Below are 21,621 nucleotides of genomic sequence, written 5' to 3' on the forward strand. Positions count from 1 at the left end.
GATCGGCTGGGCCGCCGGCACCGCCGCGCGGGCCGCCGGCAGCCGGGGCGACCGGGCGATGGACGACATCGAGTTCGTCGACGTCGACCGCCCCAACTCCCCGGTCGGCCTCGACGGCTGACCGGCCCGGCACACGCTCGCGGCGAACGGGCCCCGGCCGACGGCGAGTCGGCCGGGGCCCGCGCCTGTCCGGGGTGACGTCCGGCAGGAGGCGGCACCTCACCTCGCGGCCCCGCCTCAGAGGGCGGCGACGCTCGCCGGTGCCCGCTCCGCCCGGCTCAGCGCGCGCAGCACCGCCGGCTGCCCGTGCCGGCGTGCGGCGAGGCGGACCAGCAGCGCCAGCACCGGCTCGACCGCCTCGGCCGGCAGCTCCGGGGTGGGCACGCCGACGCTGACCGCGAGGTCGTCGGCGTGCACGACGAGTTCCATCAGCCGGGTGACCAGGTAGTCGTCCAGGGTGAGCGACCACGGGCCACGGGCCACGTGCACCACCCGCTCGGGTGGCTCCGAGAGCAGCACGCCGGTCAGCTCGCGCAGCGTGGCGGCGCACCGGTCGACCAGAGCGGCCGGGCCGTCGGCGGCGAGGCCGTCACCGGCGCGGCGGATGGCGACGTTGACCGTGGCGTCGACCGGGGCGCCGAGCCAGGTGCCGCGCGCGTAGTGGTCGAGCAGCCCCACGGGGTCACCGGCGGGGACGGGCGCGGCCAGCACGGCGGGGACGCCGAGCACCTGGCTGGCGAGGTGGCCGGCCAGGCCCCCCACGCCGAACGCGGGCAGGGCGCTCGGTTCGTCCCAGCGGGTCGCGACGGCGGGGTGGGCGAGCAGGTCCACCGCCGAACGCGCGGCGGTGAGATAGGCCGTCCTGATCGGATTCACGGAGGATCCCTCCTTCGACGGGCGATCCCCCGAGCCTATGGCGCGCTCCGTCGGGATGCAGGCCCGTCGATGCGTGCCGGGCGCTGCCGGCCGCCCCGCCGACCGCGCACGTCCCGCCCCTGGTCGGAACGGGGTGCGCGGTCGGCGGGGCGGGGCGGTCAGCGGGCGGTGCAGGTGACGGTGGCCGGCGCGGTGTTCGCCCCGGTCGTACTGCCGAGGAAGCCGGCGGTGGCGGTGGCGCCCGCTCCGAGGGCGCCGTTCCAGCCGGCGTCGCGGACGGAGACCGTCGCCCCGGTCTGGGTGTGCGTGCCGCCCCAGAGCTGGGTGATCTTCTGGCCGTCGGGGAAGGTCCAGCCCACCGTCCAGCCGGCGATCGCCGCGCTGCCTGCGTTGCGGACCACCAGCTCGCCCTGGAAGCCGCCCTGCCAGGAGCCGGTCACCCGGTACGTCGCGGTGCAGCCGCCGGTCGGCGGCGGGGTGGTCGGCGGCGGCGTCGTGGGGGGCGGGGTGGTCGGCGGCGGGGTCGTGGGGGACGGGGTCGTCGGCGGCGGGGTCGTGGGGGGCGGGGTCGTCGGCGGCGGGGTGGAGGTGGTCGGTGTCGGGTCGGGCGTGCCGCCGAGCCGGTCCGCCACCAGGATGCCGCGGCCGTTGGTGCCGAGGTAGACCCGGCCGTAGACCCGGGGGTCGCCGGTCAGGGCCTCGCCCGCGTTGCCGTACTGGTGCTGGTCGTCGTTGATCCGCACCCAGGTCGCGCCGGTGTCGTCCGAGCGGTGCACGCCGGGCCGACCGTCGACGGTGCCGAACAGGTACAGCGCCGGGTACGTCCGGCCGGGCGCGGCCTTGCCGAAGCCGACGTTGCCGGCCGTGCTCACCGCCGCCAGCTTGGCGAAGGTGGCCCCGGAGTCGGTCGAGCGCCACAGCCCGCCCTCGCCGGCCAGCCACAGCTCGCCATCCCTGCCGGGCAGCGCCTTGAACTTGACGTTGCCCGTGGCGGGCAGGCCGGCGGCGGCCGAGGCCGTGAAGCTCGCCCCGCCGTTGGTGCTGACGTAGAGCTTGCCGCCACTGAAGCCGTAGAACTTGTTCGGGTCGACGCGGTCGGACTCGATCGTCGCGTTGGCGGGGATGCCCGTCGACGCGGCCCACGAGGTGCCGAACCCGACCGAGTGCACCACCTGCTGGCCGGCGTCGCCCGGCGCCCAGACGAACCGGCTGCCGTCGGCCGACGCGGCGACCGTGCCGCCGCTGTTGACGCCGGACGGTTCGGTGCCCTGGAACCAGTTCACCCCGCCGTCGGTGGAGAACGCGACGTGGCTGTCGTTGGGGCGGTCCGCGTCGGCGAAGTTGCCGGCCCGCACCATCACGCTCGGCTTCGTCTCGGCGTAGTCCAGGCTGGTCGTGCTGGTGAAGTTCGGTTGGGTGAACATCATCGGCGGCACGGCGCCCAGGTCGGTGTGCCGGAAGCCGCCGATGTCGCCGAGCGCGCTGACCAGCGGCGCCCCGGAGGGCGGGCTGACCAGGTCGAGCACCGCGGTCTCCTCCAGGCCCTTCACCATCGGCCTGATGGTGAACTGGCCGCCGGTGTCCCACTTGGTGAGGTCGGTGCTGCCGTAGATGGTGGCGCCGGTGCCGTACATGAAGCGGTTGCTGTCGTGCGGGTCGATCTCGACCGACTCGTTCATCCAGCCGAGCTTCGGGGTCTCCTCCGGCGGGGCGGGGTTGCTGCCGAAGGTCAGCCACGGCACCGAGCTGACGTCCATGGTGTAGCGCCTGGTCTTGTTCGGATAGCTGCTGAACTCCCAGATCCGGGTCCAGGTGGCGCCGCCGTCGGTGCTGCGCCAGAAGATCGCGTCCGGCCACCACGAGATCTGGGTGGCCACCATCAGGGTGTTCGGCTGCTGCCGGTCGATGGTGAGGCCGCTGTAGCCGAAGTACGCGTCGGTGCTGGTGGAGGGGACCGGGCTGATCCGCGTCCACGCGCCGGTGGCGCGATGGAACTTCCAGACGTCGCCCTTGCCGCCGTCGTACGGGCCGCCGGTGTCGCTGGTGGCGATGTAGAGGAAGCCGCCCACCGGGTCGACGACGCCCTTATGCGCCAGGTAGCCGGTCGGCTGCCCTGCGATCCGCTCCCAGCTGGCCCCGCCGTTCGTGCTGCGGTAGACCGGGTTCTCCTTGTCGGCCACGCCGACGTAGACGGTCTGCGTGGCGTTGCCGGCCGTACCCGTGCTCTTGTCGAAGCTGACCCAGGTCAGGCCCTGGTTCTGGCCGTTGTAGCCGTTCGGGTCGCTGGGGTCGGCCCGGTAGTTGCCGACGTTGGGGAAGTTGGCCACCTTGGCCCAGGTCGCCCCGAAGTCGGTGCTGCGCCACAGGCCGTTGCCGCCCTCGGCGCCGTAGTACAGGATGCTGTTCTTGTTGGGGTCGACGGCGAGCCGCTCGCCCATGCCCCGGCCGGGCATGTTCCCGCCGTTCTTGAACGGCAGCTCGGTGACCTGCCAGGTGGCGCCCTTGTCGGTCGAGCGGATGATGGCGCCGTTGTTCGGGTCCCAGTCGTTGGTGTACATCCCGACGGCCGCGTACACCCGGTTGGTCTGCACCGGGTCCGTGGCGACGCTGACCACGCCGTTCCAGCCCCACTTGTCGGCGCCGACCCAGTCCAGCAGCGGCGTCCAGGACTGGGTGGCCTGCTCCCACCGGTACATGCCGCCGATGTCCGTGCGGGCGTAGACCAGGTTCTTCTCGGTGGGGTTGAAGACGATGCCGGGGACGAAGCCGCCGCCGTCGATCCGGACGTTCTTCCAGGTGTACGGCTCGGCGGCGGCTGCGGCGGCGGTGGGCGCGCCGGCCGCGGTGAACGGTGCCGCCACGACGGCGGCGGCGACGACCAGCGCGGACACGACCGCGCCGACGTAACTTCTCCGCATCTGCGGTTCCTTCCGGGTGAGACGCCGGGAGCGGACGTGGTGACGGCCACGCCCGGCAACGGGGACGTGCGGAATCGCGCCGGAGCTGCCCTGGCTCCGGTCATCGGCGCGACGGCTCCCGCACCCGAGGAACGGGCTCACCCTAGCCGATCCGACCGGGATCATGGAAGCGCTCCCAGAAGCCACCCGGGACGGGTGAGGGACCCTCACCCCGGCCCGCGCCAGGATCGGTCCCGGCGGATCCGTACGCACCGGCAGCTATCCCGTGAGGAGTGACAGATGGCCATCGAGACGATCAGCCGCAGCGACCAGGAGATCCAGTCGGCCGTCCTCGACGAGCTCGCCTGGGAACCCCGGGTGCGCCCGCACGAGATCGGCGTGACCGTCGCCGAGGGCGTGGTCACCCTGACGGGCCGGGTGGACAGCTACGCCAAGAAGTGGGCCGCCGAGCGGGCGACGCACCGGGTGGCCCGCGTCCGGGCGGTCGCCAACGACCTGGCGGTACGCCTCGGCACCGGCGCCGAGCGCGCCGACCCGGACATCGCCGCCGCGGCCGGGCACGCGCTGGAGTGGGACGCGTTCGTCCCCCTGGAGCAGCTCGACGTGACCGTCTCGCACGGCTGGGTCACACTGCACGGCGAGGTGGACTGGGAGTACCAGCGCCGCGCCGCCGAACGCGCCGTGGCCCGGCTCACCGGCGTACGCGGGGTCAGCAACGGCATCACCGTCCGCCCCCACGTCCGGCCGGACGGACACGCCCTGGCCGACCGGATCGTCGACGCGCTGGCCCGCAACCGGGCCACCGCGGCGGAGCGGATCACCGTCCGGGTGCACGGCGACACGGTGGTGCTCGGCGGGCTGGTCCACTCGATGCCGGAGCGGGCCGAGGTGGAGCGGACCGTCTGGTGCGCGCCGGGCATCCGCGAGGTGCAGAACCACATCGCGGTCGCCCCGGTGCTGGGCTGAGCCGGGCGCGCGACCGCCCGCCGAGCCGGGCACGGAACCACCCGGGCGGGGTGAGCCACCCTCACCCCGTCGCGGAGAAGGCTGGGAGGCATGACTGAGGTGACCGCCCGATGACGACCCCACTGCAGGTCACCGCCCGCCTGCGGACCCCGGTGACCGGGCACGACCACGTCCGCGGGCCGGTGGACGCGCCGGTGACGATCGTCGAGTACGCCGACTTCCAGTGCCGGTTCTGCGGGGCCGCGTACGCGAACCTGCGGGAGCTGCTGCGGCAGCGGGCCGACACGGTGCGGCTGGTGTACCGGCACTTCCCGATCACCAACATGCACCCGTACGCGGAGCAGGCCGCCGAGTCGACCGAGGCGGCCGGCCGGCGCGGACAGTTCTGGGCGATGCACGACTGGCTCTACGAGCACCAGGACCAGCTCGACCCCGTGCACCTGTCGCTCGGCATGGAGCAGCTCGGGCTGCCGGCCGACGAGGTCGCCGCGGAGGTGAAGCGGCAGGCGCACGGCGACCGGGTGCGGCGGGACTTCGTGGGCGGCATCCGCAGCGGCGTCCAGGCGACCCCGACGCTGTTCGTCAACGGCGTCCGCCACGACGGGGACTACGACGTCGCAGACCTCCTGGCGGCCGTCGACGCCGCCACCCCCTGACGACACGCGTCCCCCGCCGCGCCCGCCCGCCCTGCCTGCCCTGCGCACCCCGCCCGCCCCGCCCCGGTCGATCATGCAGTTCTGGTGCCCCGCAAATGGGGCTTCGGAGGGCAGAACGCCCACCACAACTGCATGATCGACGCGGCTGGAGGGGCGGGGTGGGCGGTGTGGGCGGAGGGTGGGTCAGATCAGGTGGAGGTCGCGGGCTCGGCGGACGGCCTCGCGGCGGCGGGTGGCGTCGAGCTTGCGGTAGATGTTGCGCACGTGGGTCTTGACCGTGTTGACCGACAGGGAGAGCTCGGCCGCGATCTCCACGTTGGACAGGATGCTCTGCAGGTAGCGCAGGATGGTCAGCTCCCGCTCGGTCAGCGGCTCGTCCAGCGCCGCCCTGCCCCGCTCCGCCCTGCCCCGCTCCGCCGGGGCCCGCTCGGGCGGCGCGTCGGCGCCCCGGACCAGGTCGCTGACCGTCGGCCAGTGCGCCGTGCCGGCATCCAGGTGCGCGGCGAGCAGGTCGCGGACCCCGGGCTCGGCGCGGGTGAACGCCCGCCGGAACCCCTCCGGCCCGGCCAGGTCCAGGGCCCGCTCCAGCACCCGTCCGGCCCGCCGCTCGTCGCCCGCGCGCCCGGTCAGCACCGCGTCCAGCACGGCGGCGTCCAGGCGTACGGGCAGCGGCCAGCCGGCCGCCTCCGGCGACTCCCAGTCCGGCAGCGCGTACCCGGCGGCGCGCGGGTCGCCGGCGCGCAGCTCCACCCGGGCGAGCGCGACGGCCAGCGGCGGGGCGGCCCCGTCGCGTACCCGGTCGGCGAGCAGGTCCCGGGCGGCCCCCAGGTCGCCCCGTGCCCCACGCACGTCCGCCTCGGCGGCCAGCAGCCAGTGCGTCAGCTCGCCGGCCCGGGGCCGGTCGGCCAGCCGCTCCCGCGCTGCGGCCAGCACCCGGTGCCCCTCGGGCAGGTCACCGGCGTCCCGCAGCAGGTAAGCCCGGCACAGCGCCGCCACCGCCCCCACCACGGGCTCACCGGTGGCCGGCGCGGCCAGCGCCAGGTTCGCCTCCGCCTCCTCGGGCTGGTCCCGGTGCAGCGCGACCAGGGCCAGCGCCAGGTACGCGTGGGCGCAGTCCTCCCGGCAGGACCACCCGTGGCAGGGCGGCATGGCGAGGGCGTCGCGGGCGAGGGCCTCGGCGGCCCGCAGCTCGCCCCGGACGGCGTGCAGCAGGGCGGCCCGGCTGGCGCAGACCAGCTCCGTACGCGGCCGGCCGGCCTCCCGGGCCGCCGACAGCGACCGGGCGAGAGCGAGGCCGGCGGCGGGCAGGTCCCCGTCCGCCAGGTCGGCCAGGCCCAGCGCGGTGCCGGCCACGGCCCGCACGTCGGCGTCCTCGGCGCCGGCGCCCCGCGGTTCGGCCGCCACCGGCCCGGCGAGCAGCCCGTCGACGGTGCCGCCCGGCGGCGCCGGGTGCCCCGCGGGCCCGCCGATCGCCGGGGACGGGGCCGGCGCGGACGACACCGCTGACGGGGACGCTTCCGCCGACGCCGCTGACGGGGGCCCTCCCGCCGACGCGGGGGACGCGCCCGCCGACGCCGGAGAGGGGGACGCTCCCGCCGGGGCAGCTACGGACGGCGCGGGGCGGGTGGCGAGCAGCCGGGCGGCGGCGGCGCGTACCGCTTCGGGGTCGCCGGCCAGCCGGGCCAGGGTGAGCTCCAGCGCGGTGACCAGCCGCCGGAAGCGGTCCCGGCGCGGCGCCGGCAGCGTCCGGGCGGCCTCGACCGCGCCGCGCAGGTGCTCGCCGGCGGCGGTGGCGTCGCCGGCGCGGGCCCGCTCGGCGGCGCAGGCCAGCCCGAGTTCCGGATCGCGGCGCACGGCCTCCGGCGGCGGGGGCGCGGGCGCCCGGCCGGTGGGGGCCTCCCGGTCGTACGGGACCAGCTCCGGCCAGCGGGCCACGAAGAGCGCGGTGGCCCGGTCGTGGTCGCCGCCGGCCAGCGCGTGCCGCAGCCCCTCGGCGGGTCGCCCGTTGCCGGCGTACCAGCCGGCCGCGCGCAGGTGCAGGTCGCGCAGCTCGTCGGCGGGCAGCCGGCCCAGCTCGGCGTGCAGCAGGTCGGCCAGGAGCGGGGGGCACCGGTACCAGGGCGGGCGGCTGTCGTCGCGGCGCAGCAGCCCGCCGTCGCCGGCCAGGGCGGCCAGCGCCTGCTCGGCGTCGGTCCGACCGGTGAGTGCGTCGGCGAGGCCGGCGCAGACCGCGTCGGCGACGGCGGAGCGGCGCAGCACGTCCCGCGCGTCCGGGTCGAGCCCGGCGAGCACCTCCTCGCGCAGGTAGCCGGCCACGTCCGGCTGGTCGCCGCCGAACTGCTCGGCCCAGCGGGCCGGGTCCGGCTGCCCGCGCAGCGCCAGCGCGGCGAAGCGGAGGGCCGCCGGCCAGCCGCCGGTGCGTTCCCGCAGCCGACGCACCCCGGCCGCCGGCAGCGCCACCCCGTGCGCGGTCAGCAGGTCGGCGACCTCGTCGCCGCTGAAGGCCAGCTCGTCGGGGCCGACCTCGGTCAGCTCCCCGGCCAGCCGCAGCCGGTGCACGGCCAGCGGCATCCCGGCGCGGGCGCCGACCACCAGCCGTAGCCGCTGCTCGGCGTGGCGCAGCAGGAACTCCAGCCCGGTCAGCGCCTCCGGATCGGTGATCCGGTGCAGGTCGTCCAGGACCAGCAGGACCGGCCGTTCCCGGGCGGCGAGGGCCGCGGCCAGCACCTCCAACTGGTCGGGGCGGGGCGGCCGGTCGGGCACGGGTGGGCCCGGCACGTCGTCGGCGGGATCCGTGGCCGCGCGCAGCGCCGCCGCCAGGTAGGACCAGAGCCGGTCCCCGTCGTCGCCGGCCTCCACCGAGACCCAGGCCGCCCGGGGCCGGTCTGGTTCCGCCGGGGCGCCCGCCGCCGCGCCGAAGTCGCCGGGAGCGGCCCCGGGCGGCCCGTCGCCCCGGGGCCCCTCGGCGGCGGCGGTCACCGGCCCCTCCCCGACCCGGCCCCGGTGCGCGCCGGCCTCGCCGGCGGCCCGGAACCAGGAGGCGAGCAGCGTCGTCTTTCCCCACCCCGCCGGGGCACGGACCAGGGTGACCGGCCCGGCGGTCCCCTCGTCCAGCGCCCGCAGCAGCCGGGGCCGCAGCACCAGCGGTTGCGGCGGTGGGGCGGGGCACAGCCGGGACGCCAGCAGCGGCGCACCGGCCGGCTCGCGCGCGACCGTGACGACTCCCCTGTCCCGTACGTCCTCCGGCATCCGGCCCCGCCCTCCACCGATGCGTCCACTCCCCCAGGTCCCGCGGGCGGCGGTTACCCGGCGCGGCCCCGTTCACCCCTTCGGGGGGACCCGGCTTCACCCCGCCCCGGGCGACCCTGGTCGTACGCGGGCGACCGGCCGCGCGCACCGGTGCGCGGGCGGCGTCGGGAGGGGACGGGAGGCGGGCCGAGGTGAACGGGCGGGGACGGATGGGACGCCTCGCGGGGACGGCCGGGGCGGCGCTCGCCCTCGCGGCGGCGGGCCGGGCGCTGGGCGTACGCCGGCGCGGGTCGGCCTGGCCCCGCGCGGCCGGCGCCGATCCGCGGCCCGGGCGCTGGCAGGTGGTGACCGTCGACCGCGCGCCCGGCGAGGTGCTGCCCGGCGGCCGCTGGCCGGAGCCCCTGCGCCGGCTCGGCGGCGCGGTGCAGGTCGAACTGCGGCCGGCCCCCGGGTGCCGGGGCACGGAGCTGGCCGCCCGGCCGCTGCCCGGCGCGGCGGCCCCGGCCGGGCTCGCCGCCCACCTGGTCGGCGACGATCCGGGCCTGCTGGTCCGCCGGGCGTTGCGGGAGGTCAAGCAGCTCGCCGAGACCGGCGAGGTGCTCCGCGCGGACCGCTGGCCGGCCGACCGTCCGGCGGGACCGCCGCGATGAGGGCGCTGTGCTGGGTGGGGGCGGGCGAGCTGGCGGTACGGCAGGTGCCCGACCCGGAGCTGCGCAACGGCCACGACGCCATCGTCCGGGTCCGGCAGAGCGCCACCTGCGGCGGCGACCTGCCGCTGCTGGCCGGGCGGGTGCCCTTCCTCGCCGTCGGCGACGTGCTCGGGCACGAGTTCCTCGGCGAGGTGGTCGAGGTCGGGCCGGAGGTACGCCGGCACCGGGTCGGCGACCGGGTGGTGGTCTGCTCGACGGTGGCCTGCGGCAACTGCTGGTACTGCCGGCGCGACCTGCCCTCCTGCTGCGACAACGGCAGCGCCGACCCGGCCGTCGCCGAGGCGGCCTGGGGCCACCCCACCGGGGGCGCGTTCGGCCAGCCCCGGGCGCTGGGCGGCTTCGCCGGCAGCCACGCGGAGTACGTCCGGGTGCCGTACGCGGACGTCGGCGCGTTCACCGTGCCGGAGCCGGTCAGCGACGACCGCGCGTTGTTCGCCTCCGACGCCGCGCCGGCCGGCTGGATGGGCGCGGACCTCGGCCAGGTGCGCCCCGGCGACGTGGTGGCGGTCTGGGGGGCGGGCGCCGTCGGGCAGCTCGCGGCGCGGGCCGCGCGGCTGCTCGGCGCGGAGCGGGTCATCGTCGTCGACGCCGAGGAGGAGCGGCTGCGGATGGCCGAGCGGCACGCCGGCGCGGAGACGATCGACCACCGGCTCGCCGACGTCACCGCCGAGCTGCGCGAGCGCTCCGGCGGCCGGGGCCCGGACGTGTGCGTCGAGGCGGTCGGGGCGGCCTGGAACGGGCACGGCCCCCGGTCGCTGGCCGACCGGTTCACCGGCGGCGCCGAGCGACCCGCCGCCGTACGCGAGGCCGTGCACGCCTGTCGCAAGGGCGGTTCGGTCTTCCTGCTCGGCGAGTTCACCGGCTTCGTCGACACCTTCCCGCTCGGGGCGGTGACCAACAAGGGGCTCACGGTGCGGGGCGCACGGCAGCACGGGCAGCGCTACATCCCGATGCTGCTGGAGCGGATGGCCCGCGACGAGCTGCGTACCGAGCACCTGGCCACCCACCGGCTGCCGCTGGAGCGCGGCGCGGAGGGGTACGCGCTGTTCCGGGACCGGGCCGACGGCTGCGTCCGCGCCGTGCTCAGCCCCGATCTCCCGCCCGCCGGTGGCTGAGGCGGAACGCTGCGGCCTGCCCCGCCGGGTGACAGACTCGGCGGATGCGTGAGCAGCGGACGTACGACGTCGTCCTCTTCGGGGCCACCGGCTTCACCGGGGGGCTGACCGCCGAGTACCTGGCCCGCAACGCCCCGCCCGGGCTGCGGTGGGCGCTCGCGGGACGCAACCCCGGCAAGCTGGCCGCCGTCCGGGACCGGCTGGCCGCGATCGATCCGGCGCTGGCCGGGCTGCCCCTGCTCACCGCCGACGTCACCGATGCGGAGTCGCTGCGGGCGGTCGCCGGGAGCGCCCGCGTGGTGGCCACCACCGTCGGCCCGTACGTGCACCACGGGGAGCCGCTGGTCGCGGCCTGCGCGCGCGCCGGGACCGACTACCTGGACATCACCGGCGAGCCCGAGTTCGTCGACCAGATGTACGTGCGCCACCACGCCGAGGCCGAGCGCACCGGGGCGCGGCTGGTGCACGCCTGCGGGTTCGACTCGATCCCGCACGACCTGGGCGTCTGGTTCACGCTCAAGCACCTGCCGGACGACGTGCCGATCACCGTCGACGGCTTCGTCCGGGCGGGCGGGCGGTTCTCCGCCGGCACGTACCACTCGGCGCTCACCGCCTTCTCCCGCACGGCGCAGGCGTCCCGGGCGGCCCGCGAGCGGCGGCAGGTCGAGCCGCGACCGACCGGGCGGCGGGTCCGCGCGGTGCCCGGCCGCCTCGCCCGCTCGAAGGAGCTGGGCATGTGGATCGTGCCGCTGCCGACCATCGACCCGCAGGTGGTCCGCCGCTCGGCCGCCGCCCGGCCGGAGTACGGACCCGACTTCCGCTACCGGCACTTCGCCGCCGTGAAGCGGCTGCCCACGGTGCTGGCGGGCGGGGTCGGGCTGGGCGGGCTGGTGGCCCTGGTGAAGCTGCCGCCGACCCGGCGCTGGCTGCTCGGCCGGCTCGCCACCGGACAGGGGCCGACGCCGCAGCAGCGGGCGAAGTCCTGGTTCCGGGTCCGGTTCGCCGGCACGGGCGGCGGGCGGCGGGTGCTCACCGAGGTGGCCGGCGGCGACCCCGGCTACGACGAGACGGCGAAGATGCTCGCCGAGTCGGCGCTCTGCCTGGCCGGCGACGACCTGCCGGCCACCGCCGGTCAGGTCACCCCGGTGACCGCGATGGGCGACGCGCTGCTGGACCGGCTGGTGCGGGCGGGGATGACCTTCCGGGTGCTGGACACGCCGCGCTGACCGTCGCCCGCCGGCGGGCGGGTTGACCCTCGACCAGGTTGAGACGACAGGATCGGCGCCGTGGAGAGCGACCTGCGCAGCATCGGCGAGCTGGCCCGGGCCAGCGGGCTGACCGTCAGCGCCCTGCGGTTCTACGACTCCGCCGGGGTGCTGGCCCCGGCCCTGGTCGACCCGGCGACCGGCTACCGCTGGTACACGGGCGACCAGGTGGCGCCCGCCCGGCTGGTGGCCGGGCTGCGCCGGGTCGGCATGCCGGTCGCCGAGATCGCCGCCGCGCTGCGGTCCGAGCCGGCGCAGGTGCACCGCCTGCTCGACGCGCACCTGCGCCGGCTGGAGGAGGGCCTCGCCGACGCCCGCCGCGAGCTCTCCCGGATCCGTACGCTGATCGATGCCGAGGAGCCCATGGTGACCACCAGTCTCGTCCTGTCCCGCGTCGACCTGGCCGCCGCCGTGGACGCGGTCCGCTTCGCCGTCGGCGCCGATCCCGAGCTGCCGGTGCTGGGCGGCGTGCTGTTCGAGTCCGACCCCGACGGCGTACGGCTGGTGGCGACCGACCGGCACCGGCTGGCCGTCGCGCGGGCGGACGCCCGGGTCGACGGGCCGGCGGTGCGGGTGCTCGCCCCGGTCGCCTTCGTCGACGAGGTGCGGGCCCTGCTCGACACCGGCGCGGGCGGCACCGGCGAGGCCCGGCTGACGGTGGCCGGCGACTCCATCGCGATCTCCGTCGCCGGCCGCACGGTCGACGCCGCCGCCCTGCCGTACGACTTCCCGGACCACCGCCGCCTGCTCCGCCCGGCGGGCGACGACGGGCCGGCGCACCGGCTGACGGTCGACGCCGACGCCCTGCGGGCGGCCCTGGCCAGCGCCGACGCCCCCGTGGTCACCCGGCGGCACGACGGCGCCCCGCTCGCGGTGACCGTGCTCGGCCCGGACGGCCGGGGCGGGGTACGGCTGCTCGGGGCGGACGAGCTGACCGGGGAGGAGGACGCGTTCCGGGTCGGGGTCAACGGTGGCTACCTGCTCCAGGCCCTGGCCGCGGCCGGCCGGGGCCAGCTGCTGCTGGAGCTGGACGGCCCGATCGCCCCGCTGGCGGTGCGCCGGCCGGACGACGTCGACGCGTTCTCCGTCCTGATGCCCATCCGGCTCTGACCGCCACGCCCGCCCCGACCCGCCGCGCCGGCCGGCGCTGCGGGGGCGCGACGCCGCCCGCGCGGGGTCGTCGAGCCCGGGCCGGGGCGCGACCGGGCCGCGACGGTAGCATCGGTGGGTCCACCCGACGTCCGGACGGAGCGTACGGAGCAGCATGCTCGACATGGAGTTGATCCGGAAGGATCGCGAGGCGGTGGCGACCGCGCTGGCGAAGCGACTGGATCCCGCCGAGGTCAACCGGGCCCTGGACGAGATCCAGCGGCTCGACCAGGAACGCCGCGCCCTGATCAGTGGCATCGACGGCGAGCGGCAGCGCCGCAAGGCCGAGGCGCGCGCCTACGCGGCGGCGAAGCGCGCCGGCACCGAGCCGGAGGTCTCCGCGCCGGAGGCGGGCCGCAAGCAGCTCGCCGAGCTGGAGTCCGAGCTGGACGAGGTGCAGTCCCGGCTGCGCGGCGTGATGAGCGAGCTGCCCAACCTCCCCGCCGACGACGTGGTGCCGGGCGGCAAGGAGGCCAACCGGGTCGTCCGGACCTTCGGCGAGCCGCCGGCGATCGAGAAGGTCCGCGACCACGTCGAGCTGAGCCGGATGCTGGGCCTGGTCGACCACGAGCGCGGGGTCAAGCTCGGCGGCTCCGGCTTCTGGATGTACACCGGCATGGGCGCCCGGCTGGAGTGGGCGCTGCTGAACTTCTTCGTCGACGAGCACATCAGCGCCGGCTACGAGTTCCTGCTCCCGCCGCACCTGCTGCTGGACACCGCCGGGTTCGCCGCCGGGCAGTTCCCGAAGTTCTACGACGACGTCTACCACCTGGACCGGGAGTCCGCCCCACGCGGCCAGTTCCTGCTGCCCACCTCGGAGACGGCGATCCTCGGGGCGTACCAGGACGAGATCCTGGAGACCGCGAAGCTGCCGCTGAAGGCGTTCGCGTACACCCCCTGCTACCGGCGCGAGGCGGCCGGCTCGCACTCCGACGAGCGGGGCACCGTGCGGGGCCACCAGTTCAACAAGGTGGAGATCTTCCAGTTCTGCCTGCCGGACCAGGCCGACGCCGCGCTGGAGGAGATGCTCCGGCACGCGGAGAGCCTGGTCGAGAAGCTGGGCCTGCACTACCAGCGCACCCTGCTCTCGGCCGGCGACGCCAGCGCGTCGATGAAGAAGACCCTCGACATCGAGGTGTGGATGCCGAGCACCGGCAAGTACAAGGAGGTGTCGTCGGTCTCCTGGGCCGGCGACTACCAGGCGCGCCGGGCGGCCATCCGCTACCGAGAGCCGGGCGGCAAGCAGACCCGCTTCGTGCACACCCTCAACGGGTCGGCGCTGGCCACCAGCCGGCTCTTCCCGGCCATCCTGGAGCAGTTCCAGCAGCCCGACGGCTCGGTGCTGGTCCCCGAGGTGCTCCAGGCCCGCCTGGGCACCGACCGCCTGACCCCCCGCTGACCGTCCCGGTCCCTTCCCCGCGCGCCCGTGTCGAGTTCTTTCGACACGGGCGCGCGGCGTTTCGTCCGTTCCAGGGGCAGGTCGACGCATCCACACATGCCCATCCATTGACAGCGCTTGCAATGCGCTTGTAACCTTTCGGAAATTTTCAAGCCGCATTGCAAGATCCCGGCACCGCCGGGGCTCCCCCCGGCCTCGCCACCGCCCCGTCCCCCGCCCCCGTCAGGAGTCCTCCCATGCAGAGACGTCGACGGTTGTCGGCGATCGTCGCCCTCGGCGCGATCGCCGCCCTGATCGCCCCCACCGCCACGACGGCGCCCCCGGCCGCCGCGGCCCCCGCGGGCACCAGGAAGGTCATCGCCAACCTCTTCGAGTGGAACTGGTCCTCGGTGGCCACCGAGTGCCGCACCACCCTCGGCCCGAAGGGCTACGGCTGGGTGCAGGTCTCGCCGCCCCAGGAGCACGTCCGGGGCTCGCAGTGGTGGCTGGCGTACCAGCCGGTCAGCTACCGCATCGAGTCCCGCAAGGGGACCCGCGCCCAGTTCAAGTCCATGGTCGACAGCTGCCACGCGGCCGGGGTGAAGGTGGTCGTCGACGCGGTCGTCAACCACATGTCCGGGCAGGACAACGGCGGCACCGGCTGGGCCGGCTCGACGTACGGGCACTACGACTACCCGGGGATCTACCAGACGCAGGACTTCCACCACTGCGGTCGCAACGGCGGCGACGACATCGCCAACTACAACGACCGGTGGGAGGTGCAGAACTGCGAGCTGGTCAACCTCGCCGACCTGAAGACCGAGTCGGACTACGTCCGGACGAGGATCGCCGGCTACCTCAACGACCTGCTCTCGCTGGGCGTCGACGGCTTCCGGATGGACGCCAGCAAGCACATGCCGGCCGCCGACATCGCCGCCATCAAGGGCAAGCTGTCCCGCTCGGCGTACATCGTGCAGGAGGTGATCCACGGCGCCGGGGAGCCGATCCAGCCGGGCGAGTACACCGGCAACGGCGACGTGCACGAGTTCCGCTACGGCAAGGACCTGGCCCGGGTCTTCCGCTCCGAGCGGCTCGCCTACCTGCGCAACTTCGGCGAGGGCTGGGGGCACCTGCCCAGCGCCTCCGCGGCCGTCTTCGTGGACAACCACGACACCCAGCGCGACGTCGGCGGGGTGCTGACGTACCGCGACCGGGGCATCTACGCGCTGGCCAACGCGTTCATGCTCGCCTGGCCGTACGGCTCCCCGACCGTCATGTCGAGCTACACGTTCAGCCAGCGCGACCAGGGCCCGCCCTCGGACGCCTCCGGCAGGACCCTGGACGTCACGTGCTACTCCGGCTGGGAGTGCGAGCACCGCTGGCCGGTCGTCGCCAACATGGTCGGCTTCCGCAACGCCACCGAAGGCGCCGGCGTCGTCAACTGGTACGACAACGGCAACAACCACATCGCCTTCGGCCGGGCCGGCAAGGGCTACGTCACGATCAACGACGAGGACCACGCGGTCACCGGTCGGTCGTACCAGACCGGCCTGCCGGCCGGCCGCTACTGCGACGTCATCCACGGCACCTTCAGCAACGGCACGTGCAGCGGGCCGGTGATCACCGTGGACGGCAACGGCTGGTTCGCCGCGAGCGTGCCCGCCCACGACGCGATCGCCATCCACGCGGGCGCCCGGCTGAGCTGACGGTCCCCACCGGCGCGGACCCCGCCCCGGCTGGCGGTTCCCACCGGCGCGGACCCCGCCCCCGGCCGACATTCCGGCCAGGGGCGGGGTTTCGCCGTTCTCCACCCGTTACAGTTTGTTTGTGCGTTTTGACCGGATGAACCGGCGGCCCGTCCGCGTGCTGGCTGCCGTCGGCGTACCCCTGCTCCTGCTGGCCGCCGGGGCGACGGGCTGGGCGCTCACCCCCCGGACCGCGCCCCCCGCGCCGCCGGTCGTCGGAGCGCCCGCGCCGACCAGCGCGGCCCCGACGCCCGAGCGGGTGCCCGTCGCCGCGCCCGCGCCGGACGACCTGCCGGTGGTCGACTACGACCCGGCGCCCACCGGCTTCCCCGCCGATCCGGACACCCTGGACACCAGGCCGCTGACCGAGGGCCTGCACCCGACCCGCCGGATCGCCGCCTACACCGCCCCCGGCGGCCGGCCGCTGGCCTTCCTCGACCCCACCATCAGCGGCGTCGAGCTGACCATGCCGATCGCCCAGCGGCGGGCCGGCTGGGTGGCGGTGCTGCTCCCGTCGGCCAACCGCACGCTCGCCTGGCTGCCGCCCGGCGGCTACACCACCGTGGCGCTGCGCGACCAGCTCGTGGTGGAACGCAGGCCGCACCGGCTCACCTGGTACCGGGCCGGCCGGGCCGTCCGCAGCTGGGAGGTCAGCCTCGGCCAGCGCGGCCAGGAGACCCCGCTGGGCCGGACCTTCGTCCTCGGCCGGACCCCGCCGCCGGAGAGCGTGTACGGGGGCGTCGACATCTTCGCCCTCGGGTCGGTGCCCGACGACCCGGACTCGGTGCCGGCGGGCCTGCGCGGCGCGCACATCGGCGTGCACAGCTGGTACCACGACGGCGAGCTGGGCCGGAACACCACCAACGGCTGCATCCGGCTCACCAAGAGCGGGCAGCGGGAGCTGCTGGCCGAGCTCCGTCCCGGCACCGAGGTGGTGGTGGTCGACGAACTGCCCGCCCCGCCCCCGACTGCCTGACGCCGCCCGGCACCGCACAGCTCAAGGGGCGACCCGCTCGTCCGCCGCGGCCAGCGGGAACTGGCGCGGCAGGGACGGGCGCGCCTGCCCGAGCGTGCGCCACAGGAACTCCAGCGTCAGCGCCCAGACGAAGGCGCGCTGCTCGTTGTTCGCCGCCGCGCCGTGCCCGCCCTCGACGTTCTCGTGGTAGGCGACCTCGTGGCCGTGCTCGCGCAGCCGGGCCGCCATCTTGCGGGCGTGCCCGGGGTGGACCCGGTCGTCGCGGGTCGAGGTGACCAACAGGACCGGCGGGTACGCCGCATTGTCGCGGACGTTGTGGTACGGCGAGTACCGGCGCAGGAACTCCCAGTCGGCCGCCACGTCCGGGTCGCCGTACTCGGCCATCCACGAGGCACCGGCCAGCAGCCGGTGGTAGCGCCGCATGTCCAGCACCGGCACGTGCGCGACGACCGCCCCGAACAGCGACGGGTAACGGGTCAGCATCACCCCCGTCAGCAGGCCGCCGTTGCTGCCGCCGAAGATGCCGAGCCGCTCCGGCGAGGTGATGCCGCGCGTCACGAGGTCGGCCGCCACCGCGGCGAAGTCCTCGTACGCCCGGGGCCGGTTCTCCCGCAGCGCGGCGCGGTGCCACCGGGGGCCGTACTCCCCGCCGCCCCGGATGTTCGCCACCACGTAGCTGCCGCCCCGGGCCAGCCAGCCCCGGCCGATGATCCCGCTGTGGTAAGGCGTCAGGGAGATCTCGTAGCCGCCGTAGCCGGTGAGCAGCGTCGGCCCGCCGGGCGCGTCCGGGTCCCCCACCACGAAGTACGGCACCCGCGTGCCGTCGGCCGAGGTGGCGAAGAACTGGCGTACCGCCAGGCCGTCCGCTCCGAAGGACGCCGGCGCCCGCCTGAGCGTCTCGACCGTGCCGCCGACCTGTCCGAGCCGCAGCGTCGCCGGCTGGAGGAACCCCTCCGAGACGAGCAGGTAGGAGTCGCCGTCGTCCGGATCGGTGTCCACGACGCGGCTGTGGTCGAACTCCGGCACCCCCGGGAGCGGCTCCCGCCGCCAGCCCGCCCCGTCGGGCGTCAGGACCTCGAGCCGGCTCCGCACGTCGACGAGGGTGGCCAGGATCAGGTGGTTGCGGGTCCAGAAGTGCCCGCTCAGCGAAGTGCGGTCGTCGGGCCGGAAGAGCACCGTCATCTCCCGCTCGCCGGCGAGGAACGCGTCGAACCGGGTCACCAGCAGGGCGCCCGCCGGATGGGTCACCCCGCCGACCGGCCACGGCGACCGCAGCCGGACCAGGAGCCACTCGCGGTGCACGTCCCACTCGGCGTCCTCCGGCACGGCGATCAGGATCCGCTCGCCCGTCCCCGTCAGCAGGTGTCGCTCCGAGCGGTAGAAGTCCAGCCGGCGGCCCACGAAGTCGCGCTCGAAGCCGGGCGTCGGGTCGTGCGAGGCCCACGCGGCGACGTCGTCGGCGTGCCCCTCCTGGACCACCTCGGCCTCGGACAGCGGCGTGCCCCGCCGCCACCGCCTGACCACGCGGGGATACCCGGAGGAGGTCAGCGAGCCGGGCCCGAAGTCGGTGGCGACGTAAATGTGGTCGGCGTCGATCCAGCCGACGTCGCTCTTCGCCTCGGGCAGCGTGAAGCCGTCCTCGACGAAGACGCGGCGGCCGAGGTCGAACTCGCGCACGACGGTTGCGTCGCCGCCGCCCCGGGACAGGCTGACCAGGCAGCGCCCGTGACCGGGGCGCAGCACGGTCGCCCCGCCCCAGACCCAGTTCTCGCCCTCCGCCGCGGCCAGCGCGTCCAGGTCGAGCAGCACGTCCCACTCCGGCTCGGGCCGGCGGTACTCCTCGATCGTCGTCCGGCGCCAGAGCCCACGCGGATGCGCGGCGTCGGTCCAGAACTCGTAGAGGTGCTCCCCGCGCCGTCGCGGCAGGGCGATCCGGTCGTCGGCGTCGAGCACCCGCCGGAGCTCGCTCCGCAGGCCGGCGAACGCCTCGCCACCGGTGAACGCGGCGGCGGTCTCCGCGTTGCGGTCGCGCACCCACCGGGCGGCGTCCGCACCGTCGAGGTCCTCCAGCCAGAGGTACGGGTCGTCGCTCTCCACGCTCACCCTCGCCACCCCGCCACTATGCCCGACGGGAGGCGCGCATCCGGGTCCCAGTGTCGGCATTCGGATCGCACCTCCAGCAGGCGACGCCAGGACGGCTCCCGGCCGGTCCGCGACGGCCGGCGTACCGGGCCCCGGGGCCACCAAGGGCCGCCTCCGCGTCGTCGGCGCGGCCGGCCTTGCGGCGACAGGCCAGACTGGGGCGCCCGTCACCCAGGAGGCACCGTGCCCCGTCACCCGTCCCGCCTTCTCAGACGCCTCGGCGCGAGCGCAGCCGCCGCCACGGCCATGGTCACGCTGATGCCGCAGGCGGCCGTCGCCGCGGTCGTCCTCGACGACGGCGTCGTGCTGCAGTCCACCACCGGCACCGACCACCTGGTCACCGCCGACCGGCCCGCCTGGGCGGCAGCGGCCGTCCACTCGACCTCGAACTACAACATCAGCCTCTTCGGCCAGGGGGGTGGCTGGCTGACCTCCAGTTACGGCTACGGCTTCAACCGGGCGGAGTTCGTCGCCGTCAACTCGCACCTGTCGCCCCTGGCGTCGTACGAGGCCCGCACCAGCACGAGCTACGGACCCGCCGTCGCGCACACGCAGTGGCGGCAGTCCCACACGACGACGACGCTGCCGTACCCGGCCAACGACGGGGTGACCGGCCCGTCCGATCCGGATCTGGCCTTCGCCGCGCTGGGCAGCACCCAGGTGGTCAGCGTCTCGGACATCCACCTCAAGGCCGGCGAGGCGTTCTGGGTCGACGTCGCCCCCGACACGCTGTTCTTCCTGCTGGAGAGCAACCCGTACGACAGCTCGACCCGGCTGCGCAGCCGGCAGCAGCACGCCACGGCCGGGGTGGTCCGCACCGCACAGGGCTGCACGCTCTACCGCGCGAACCACAGCGGCGTCCACGGCCTGTTGATGGTCGCGGACACCGCGCCGGTGACGACCACCCCGCCGGGCGGGACGGCGGTCGCCCTGCACCGTTACGACCCCGCCCGCCCGTACACCTGCCCGCAGCGCAACTTCCCCGGTCCCACGCCCCCGGGCGTCTGACCGGGCCGGCGGCCCCTGTGCGGGTGCCCCGACCGGCGCACCCGCACAGGGCCTCCGCCGCCCGTCACGGGCGGTCCGGTCAGAACTGCTCGACCCAGTACGGGGCGACGTCCATCCAGCCGTTGGCGCCCGCGCCGTCCTTCCGGCCGCTGCTGGCGGTGCTCAGGGTGTACCAGGCGTCCACGAAGTCCGGGTCGTCGGTGTACCAGGAGGTGGGGATGGCGTCGAGGATCGCGTTGACCAGCGGGGTGTACGCGCCACCGTCCACGATCACCAGCAACGCGCCGGCGATCGCCTTGACCAGCGCCGAGTAGTTGGTGTCCCCGTCGTCCTCCATCATCACCACGTCGGCCAGGTTGTACTTGTACGACGAGAAGTGCACCAGAAGCTGGTTCGGGTGGTACGTGGTCCCGTCGTGGTCCAGGTACGGCATCTGCACCAGGTCGACCTTGACCTTCCCGTCCAGCCCGAACCCGGCCACGAGGTTGTAGATCTCGGCATCGCCCTTGATCCAGGGCTCCTCGTCGTCGCTCAGCCGGATGCTGTTCACCTTCGTGGCCCAGTAACCGGCCGAGGCGGTCACCCCGTCGGCCGAGGCGCGGGGCGCGGGCCGCGCCGGGACGGCCTGGCCGATACCCCGCGCGCCCAACTCCTGGCGCATCAACGCCAGCCCCGCGGTGAGCGCCCGCTCCGTGTCCACGTCGACCACGAGCACCGGCCGCTGCGGCACCCGCGCGGCGTCCAGCACCACCGTGGCGCCGGAGCGGTCGTACGCCCTCACGCTCGCCGCCGAGTCGTCGGGCGGGGTGGCGGCCACCAGCGGCGCCTCGCCGCGGGCCAGCGCCGCGCGCATGTCCGGGTGGGCCAGCCGCAACCGCAGCAGCGAACCGGTGCCGACCGGCAGGCCCTTGGCGACCAGCAGCCGCTGGTTGGCGGCGCGGAGTTGGCCGGCGAGCCGGGCGTCGACGCCGGCGGCGAGCAGGTCGACCGGGCCACTCGCGGCGGAGACGCCCAACCGGGTCAGCTCGGACCGACCGGTGAGGGCAACCTGACGGGCCACGCCGTCGGTGATGGCGAACACCGGGCTGGCGACCGCCGGGGCCGGTGCGCGGTGGTCGGGCCGGGCGTACGCCGGGGTGGCGACCGCCGCGACCAGGGTGGTGGTCGCGAGGCCGAGCGACAGGACGGCGCGGCGGAAGGTACGTCGGTTCACATGGACTCCTCTGCGTCTCCCGGCCGCCAGCTCGTGGCGGCGACCAAGAGATTGACGACTGTAACTACATAGGTATACGTCCGTCGGGGAGCCGTCAACGTCGCCGTGACGGCGGCGCCACCGCGAGCCCGCGCCCACCGCCGTCCGGGCCCCCGCGAGCACTCGCCGGGCGGGGCTCGGTGTCGACGTGGCGTCGAACCGACATGCCCGGTGAGCCGCGTTGGCATGGGCGCGACCGTCGCGGGTAGTACCCGA

15 protein-coding genes are annotated in these 21,621 nt (G+C 75.6%); 10 read left to right on the forward strand and 5 right to left on the reverse strand.

Going from position 1 to position 21,621, the window contains the following annotated elements; genetic code table 11:
• Positions 1-237: 237 nt before the first annotated feature.
• Both AB0G08_RS17955 and AB0G08_RS17960 read right to left on the reverse strand, forming a co-directional pair.
• The gene (locus AB0G08_RS17955; protein ID WP_358088863.1) at positions 238-876 is read right to left on the reverse strand and encodes a maleylpyruvate isomerase N-terminal domain-containing protein; all 639 of its coding nucleotides are present in this window, start codon (positions 874-876) and stop codon (positions 238-240) included.
• A gap of 158 nt (positions 877-1,034) precedes the next feature.
• Positions 1,035-3,794 carry a cellulose binding domain-containing protein gene (locus AB0G08_RS17960; protein WP_358088866.1) on the reverse strand — a complete coding sequence of 920 codons (2,760 nt, stop codon included), beginning with the start codon at positions 3,792-3,794 and terminating at the stop codon, positions 1,035-1,037.
• Positions 3,795-4,073: 279 nt separating this feature from the next.
• Between AB0G08_RS17960 and AB0G08_RS17965 the strand changes: the two genes are divergently transcribed.
• Complete coding sequence (locus AB0G08_RS17965; RefSeq protein WP_358088869.1) at positions 4,074-4,760, forward strand: BON domain-containing protein; 687 nt, start codon at positions 4,074-4,076, stop codon at positions 4,758-4,760.
• Positions 4,761-4,870: 110 nt separating this feature from the next.
• A complete protein-coding gene (locus AB0G08_RS17970; protein WP_358088872.1) occupies positions 4,871-5,416 on the forward strand; it encodes a DsbA family protein in 546 nt (181 codons plus the stop codon).
• A 183-nt stretch (positions 5,417-5,599) separates the two neighbouring features.
• Here AB0G08_RS17970 and AB0G08_RS17975 read toward each other — a convergent pair whose 3' ends face one another.
• The gene (locus tag AB0G08_RS17975; protein WP_358088875.1) at positions 5,600-8,665 is read right to left on the reverse strand and encodes a LuxR C-terminal-related transcriptional regulator; all 3,066 of its coding nucleotides are present in this window, start codon (positions 8,663-8,665) and stop codon (positions 5,600-5,602) included.
• Positions 8,666-8,874: 209 nt separating this feature from the next.
• Here AB0G08_RS17975 and AB0G08_RS17980 point away from each other — a divergent pair, with 209 nt between their 5' ends.
• The 7 genes from AB0G08_RS17980 (at position 8,875) to AB0G08_RS18010 (ending at position 17,003) form a co-directional block, all read left to right on the forward strand.
• Positions 8,875-9,315: a hypothetical protein gene (locus tag AB0G08_RS17980; protein WP_358088878.1), complete on the forward strand. Its 441-nt coding sequence runs from the start codon at positions 8,875-8,877 to the stop codon at positions 9,313-9,315.
• Positions 9,312-10,490, forward strand: a complete 1,179-nt coding sequence (locus tag AB0G08_RS17985; protein ID WP_358088881.1) for an alcohol dehydrogenase catalytic domain-containing protein — start codon at positions 9,312-9,314, stop codon at positions 10,488-10,490. Before AB0G08_RS17980 ends, AB0G08_RS17985 begins: the two co-directional genes overlap by 4 nt.
• A gap of 44 nt (positions 10,491-10,534) precedes the next feature.
• On the forward strand, positions 10,535-11,716 hold the full coding sequence (locus AB0G08_RS17990; RefSeq protein ID WP_358088884.1) for a saccharopine dehydrogenase NADP-binding domain-containing protein: 1,182 nt from the start codon (positions 10,535-10,537) through the stop codon (positions 11,714-11,716).
• A gap of 72 nt (positions 11,717-11,788) precedes the next feature.
• Positions 11,789-12,865 (forward strand): MerR family transcriptional regulator, encoded by a 1,077-nt coding sequence (locus AB0G08_RS17995; protein ID WP_358089029.1) that lies wholly within the window; start codon positions 11,789-11,791, stop codon positions 12,863-12,865.
• A gap of 154 nt (positions 12,866-13,019) precedes the next feature.
• Positions 13,020-14,303 (forward strand): serine--tRNA ligase, encoded by a 1,284-nt coding sequence (gene serS / locus AB0G08_RS18000; RefSeq protein WP_358088887.1) that lies wholly within the window; start codon positions 13,020-13,022, stop codon positions 14,301-14,303.
• A gap of 236 nt (positions 14,304-14,539) precedes the next feature.
• Complete coding sequence (locus AB0G08_RS18005; protein ID WP_358088889.1) at positions 14,540-15,988, forward strand: alpha-amylase family protein; 1,449 nt, start codon at positions 14,540-14,542, stop codon at positions 15,986-15,988.
• Between the two features lie 121 nt (positions 15,989-16,109).
• The gene (locus AB0G08_RS18010; protein ID WP_358088892.1) at positions 16,110-17,003 is read left to right on the forward strand and encodes a L,D-transpeptidase; all 894 of its coding nucleotides are present in this window, start codon (positions 16,110-16,112) and stop codon (positions 17,001-17,003) included.
• 21 nt (positions 17,004-17,024) lie between these two features.
• Here AB0G08_RS18010 and AB0G08_RS18015 read toward each other — a convergent pair whose 3' ends face one another.
• On the reverse strand, positions 17,025-19,115 hold the full coding sequence (locus tag AB0G08_RS18015) for a prolyl oligopeptidase family serine peptidase (protein WP_358088895.1): 2,091 nt from the start codon (positions 19,113-19,115) through the stop codon (positions 17,025-17,027).
• Between the two features lie 288 nt (positions 19,116-19,403).
• On the opposite strand from AB0G08_RS18015, the gene AB0G08_RS18020 reads away from it, so the two are divergent.
• Entirely contained in the window at positions 19,404-20,153 is a 750-nt protein-coding gene (locus tag AB0G08_RS18020; protein ID WP_358088898.1) for a hypothetical protein, read from the forward strand.
• A 79-nt stretch (positions 20,154-20,232) separates the two neighbouring features.
• Here the strand turns inward: AB0G08_RS18020 and AB0G08_RS18025 are convergent, their stop codons facing one another.
• Entirely contained in the window at positions 20,233-21,366 is a 1,134-nt protein-coding gene (locus tag AB0G08_RS18025) for a DUF3103 family protein (protein ID WP_358088901.1), read from the reverse strand.
• Positions 21,367-21,621: the final 255 nt, after the last annotated feature.

Source organism: Micromonospora sp. NPDC023644 (genome assembly GCF_040640115.1).
Classification (GTDB): domain Bacteria; phylum Actinomycetota; class Actinomycetes; order Mycobacteriales; family Micromonosporaceae; genus Micromonospora.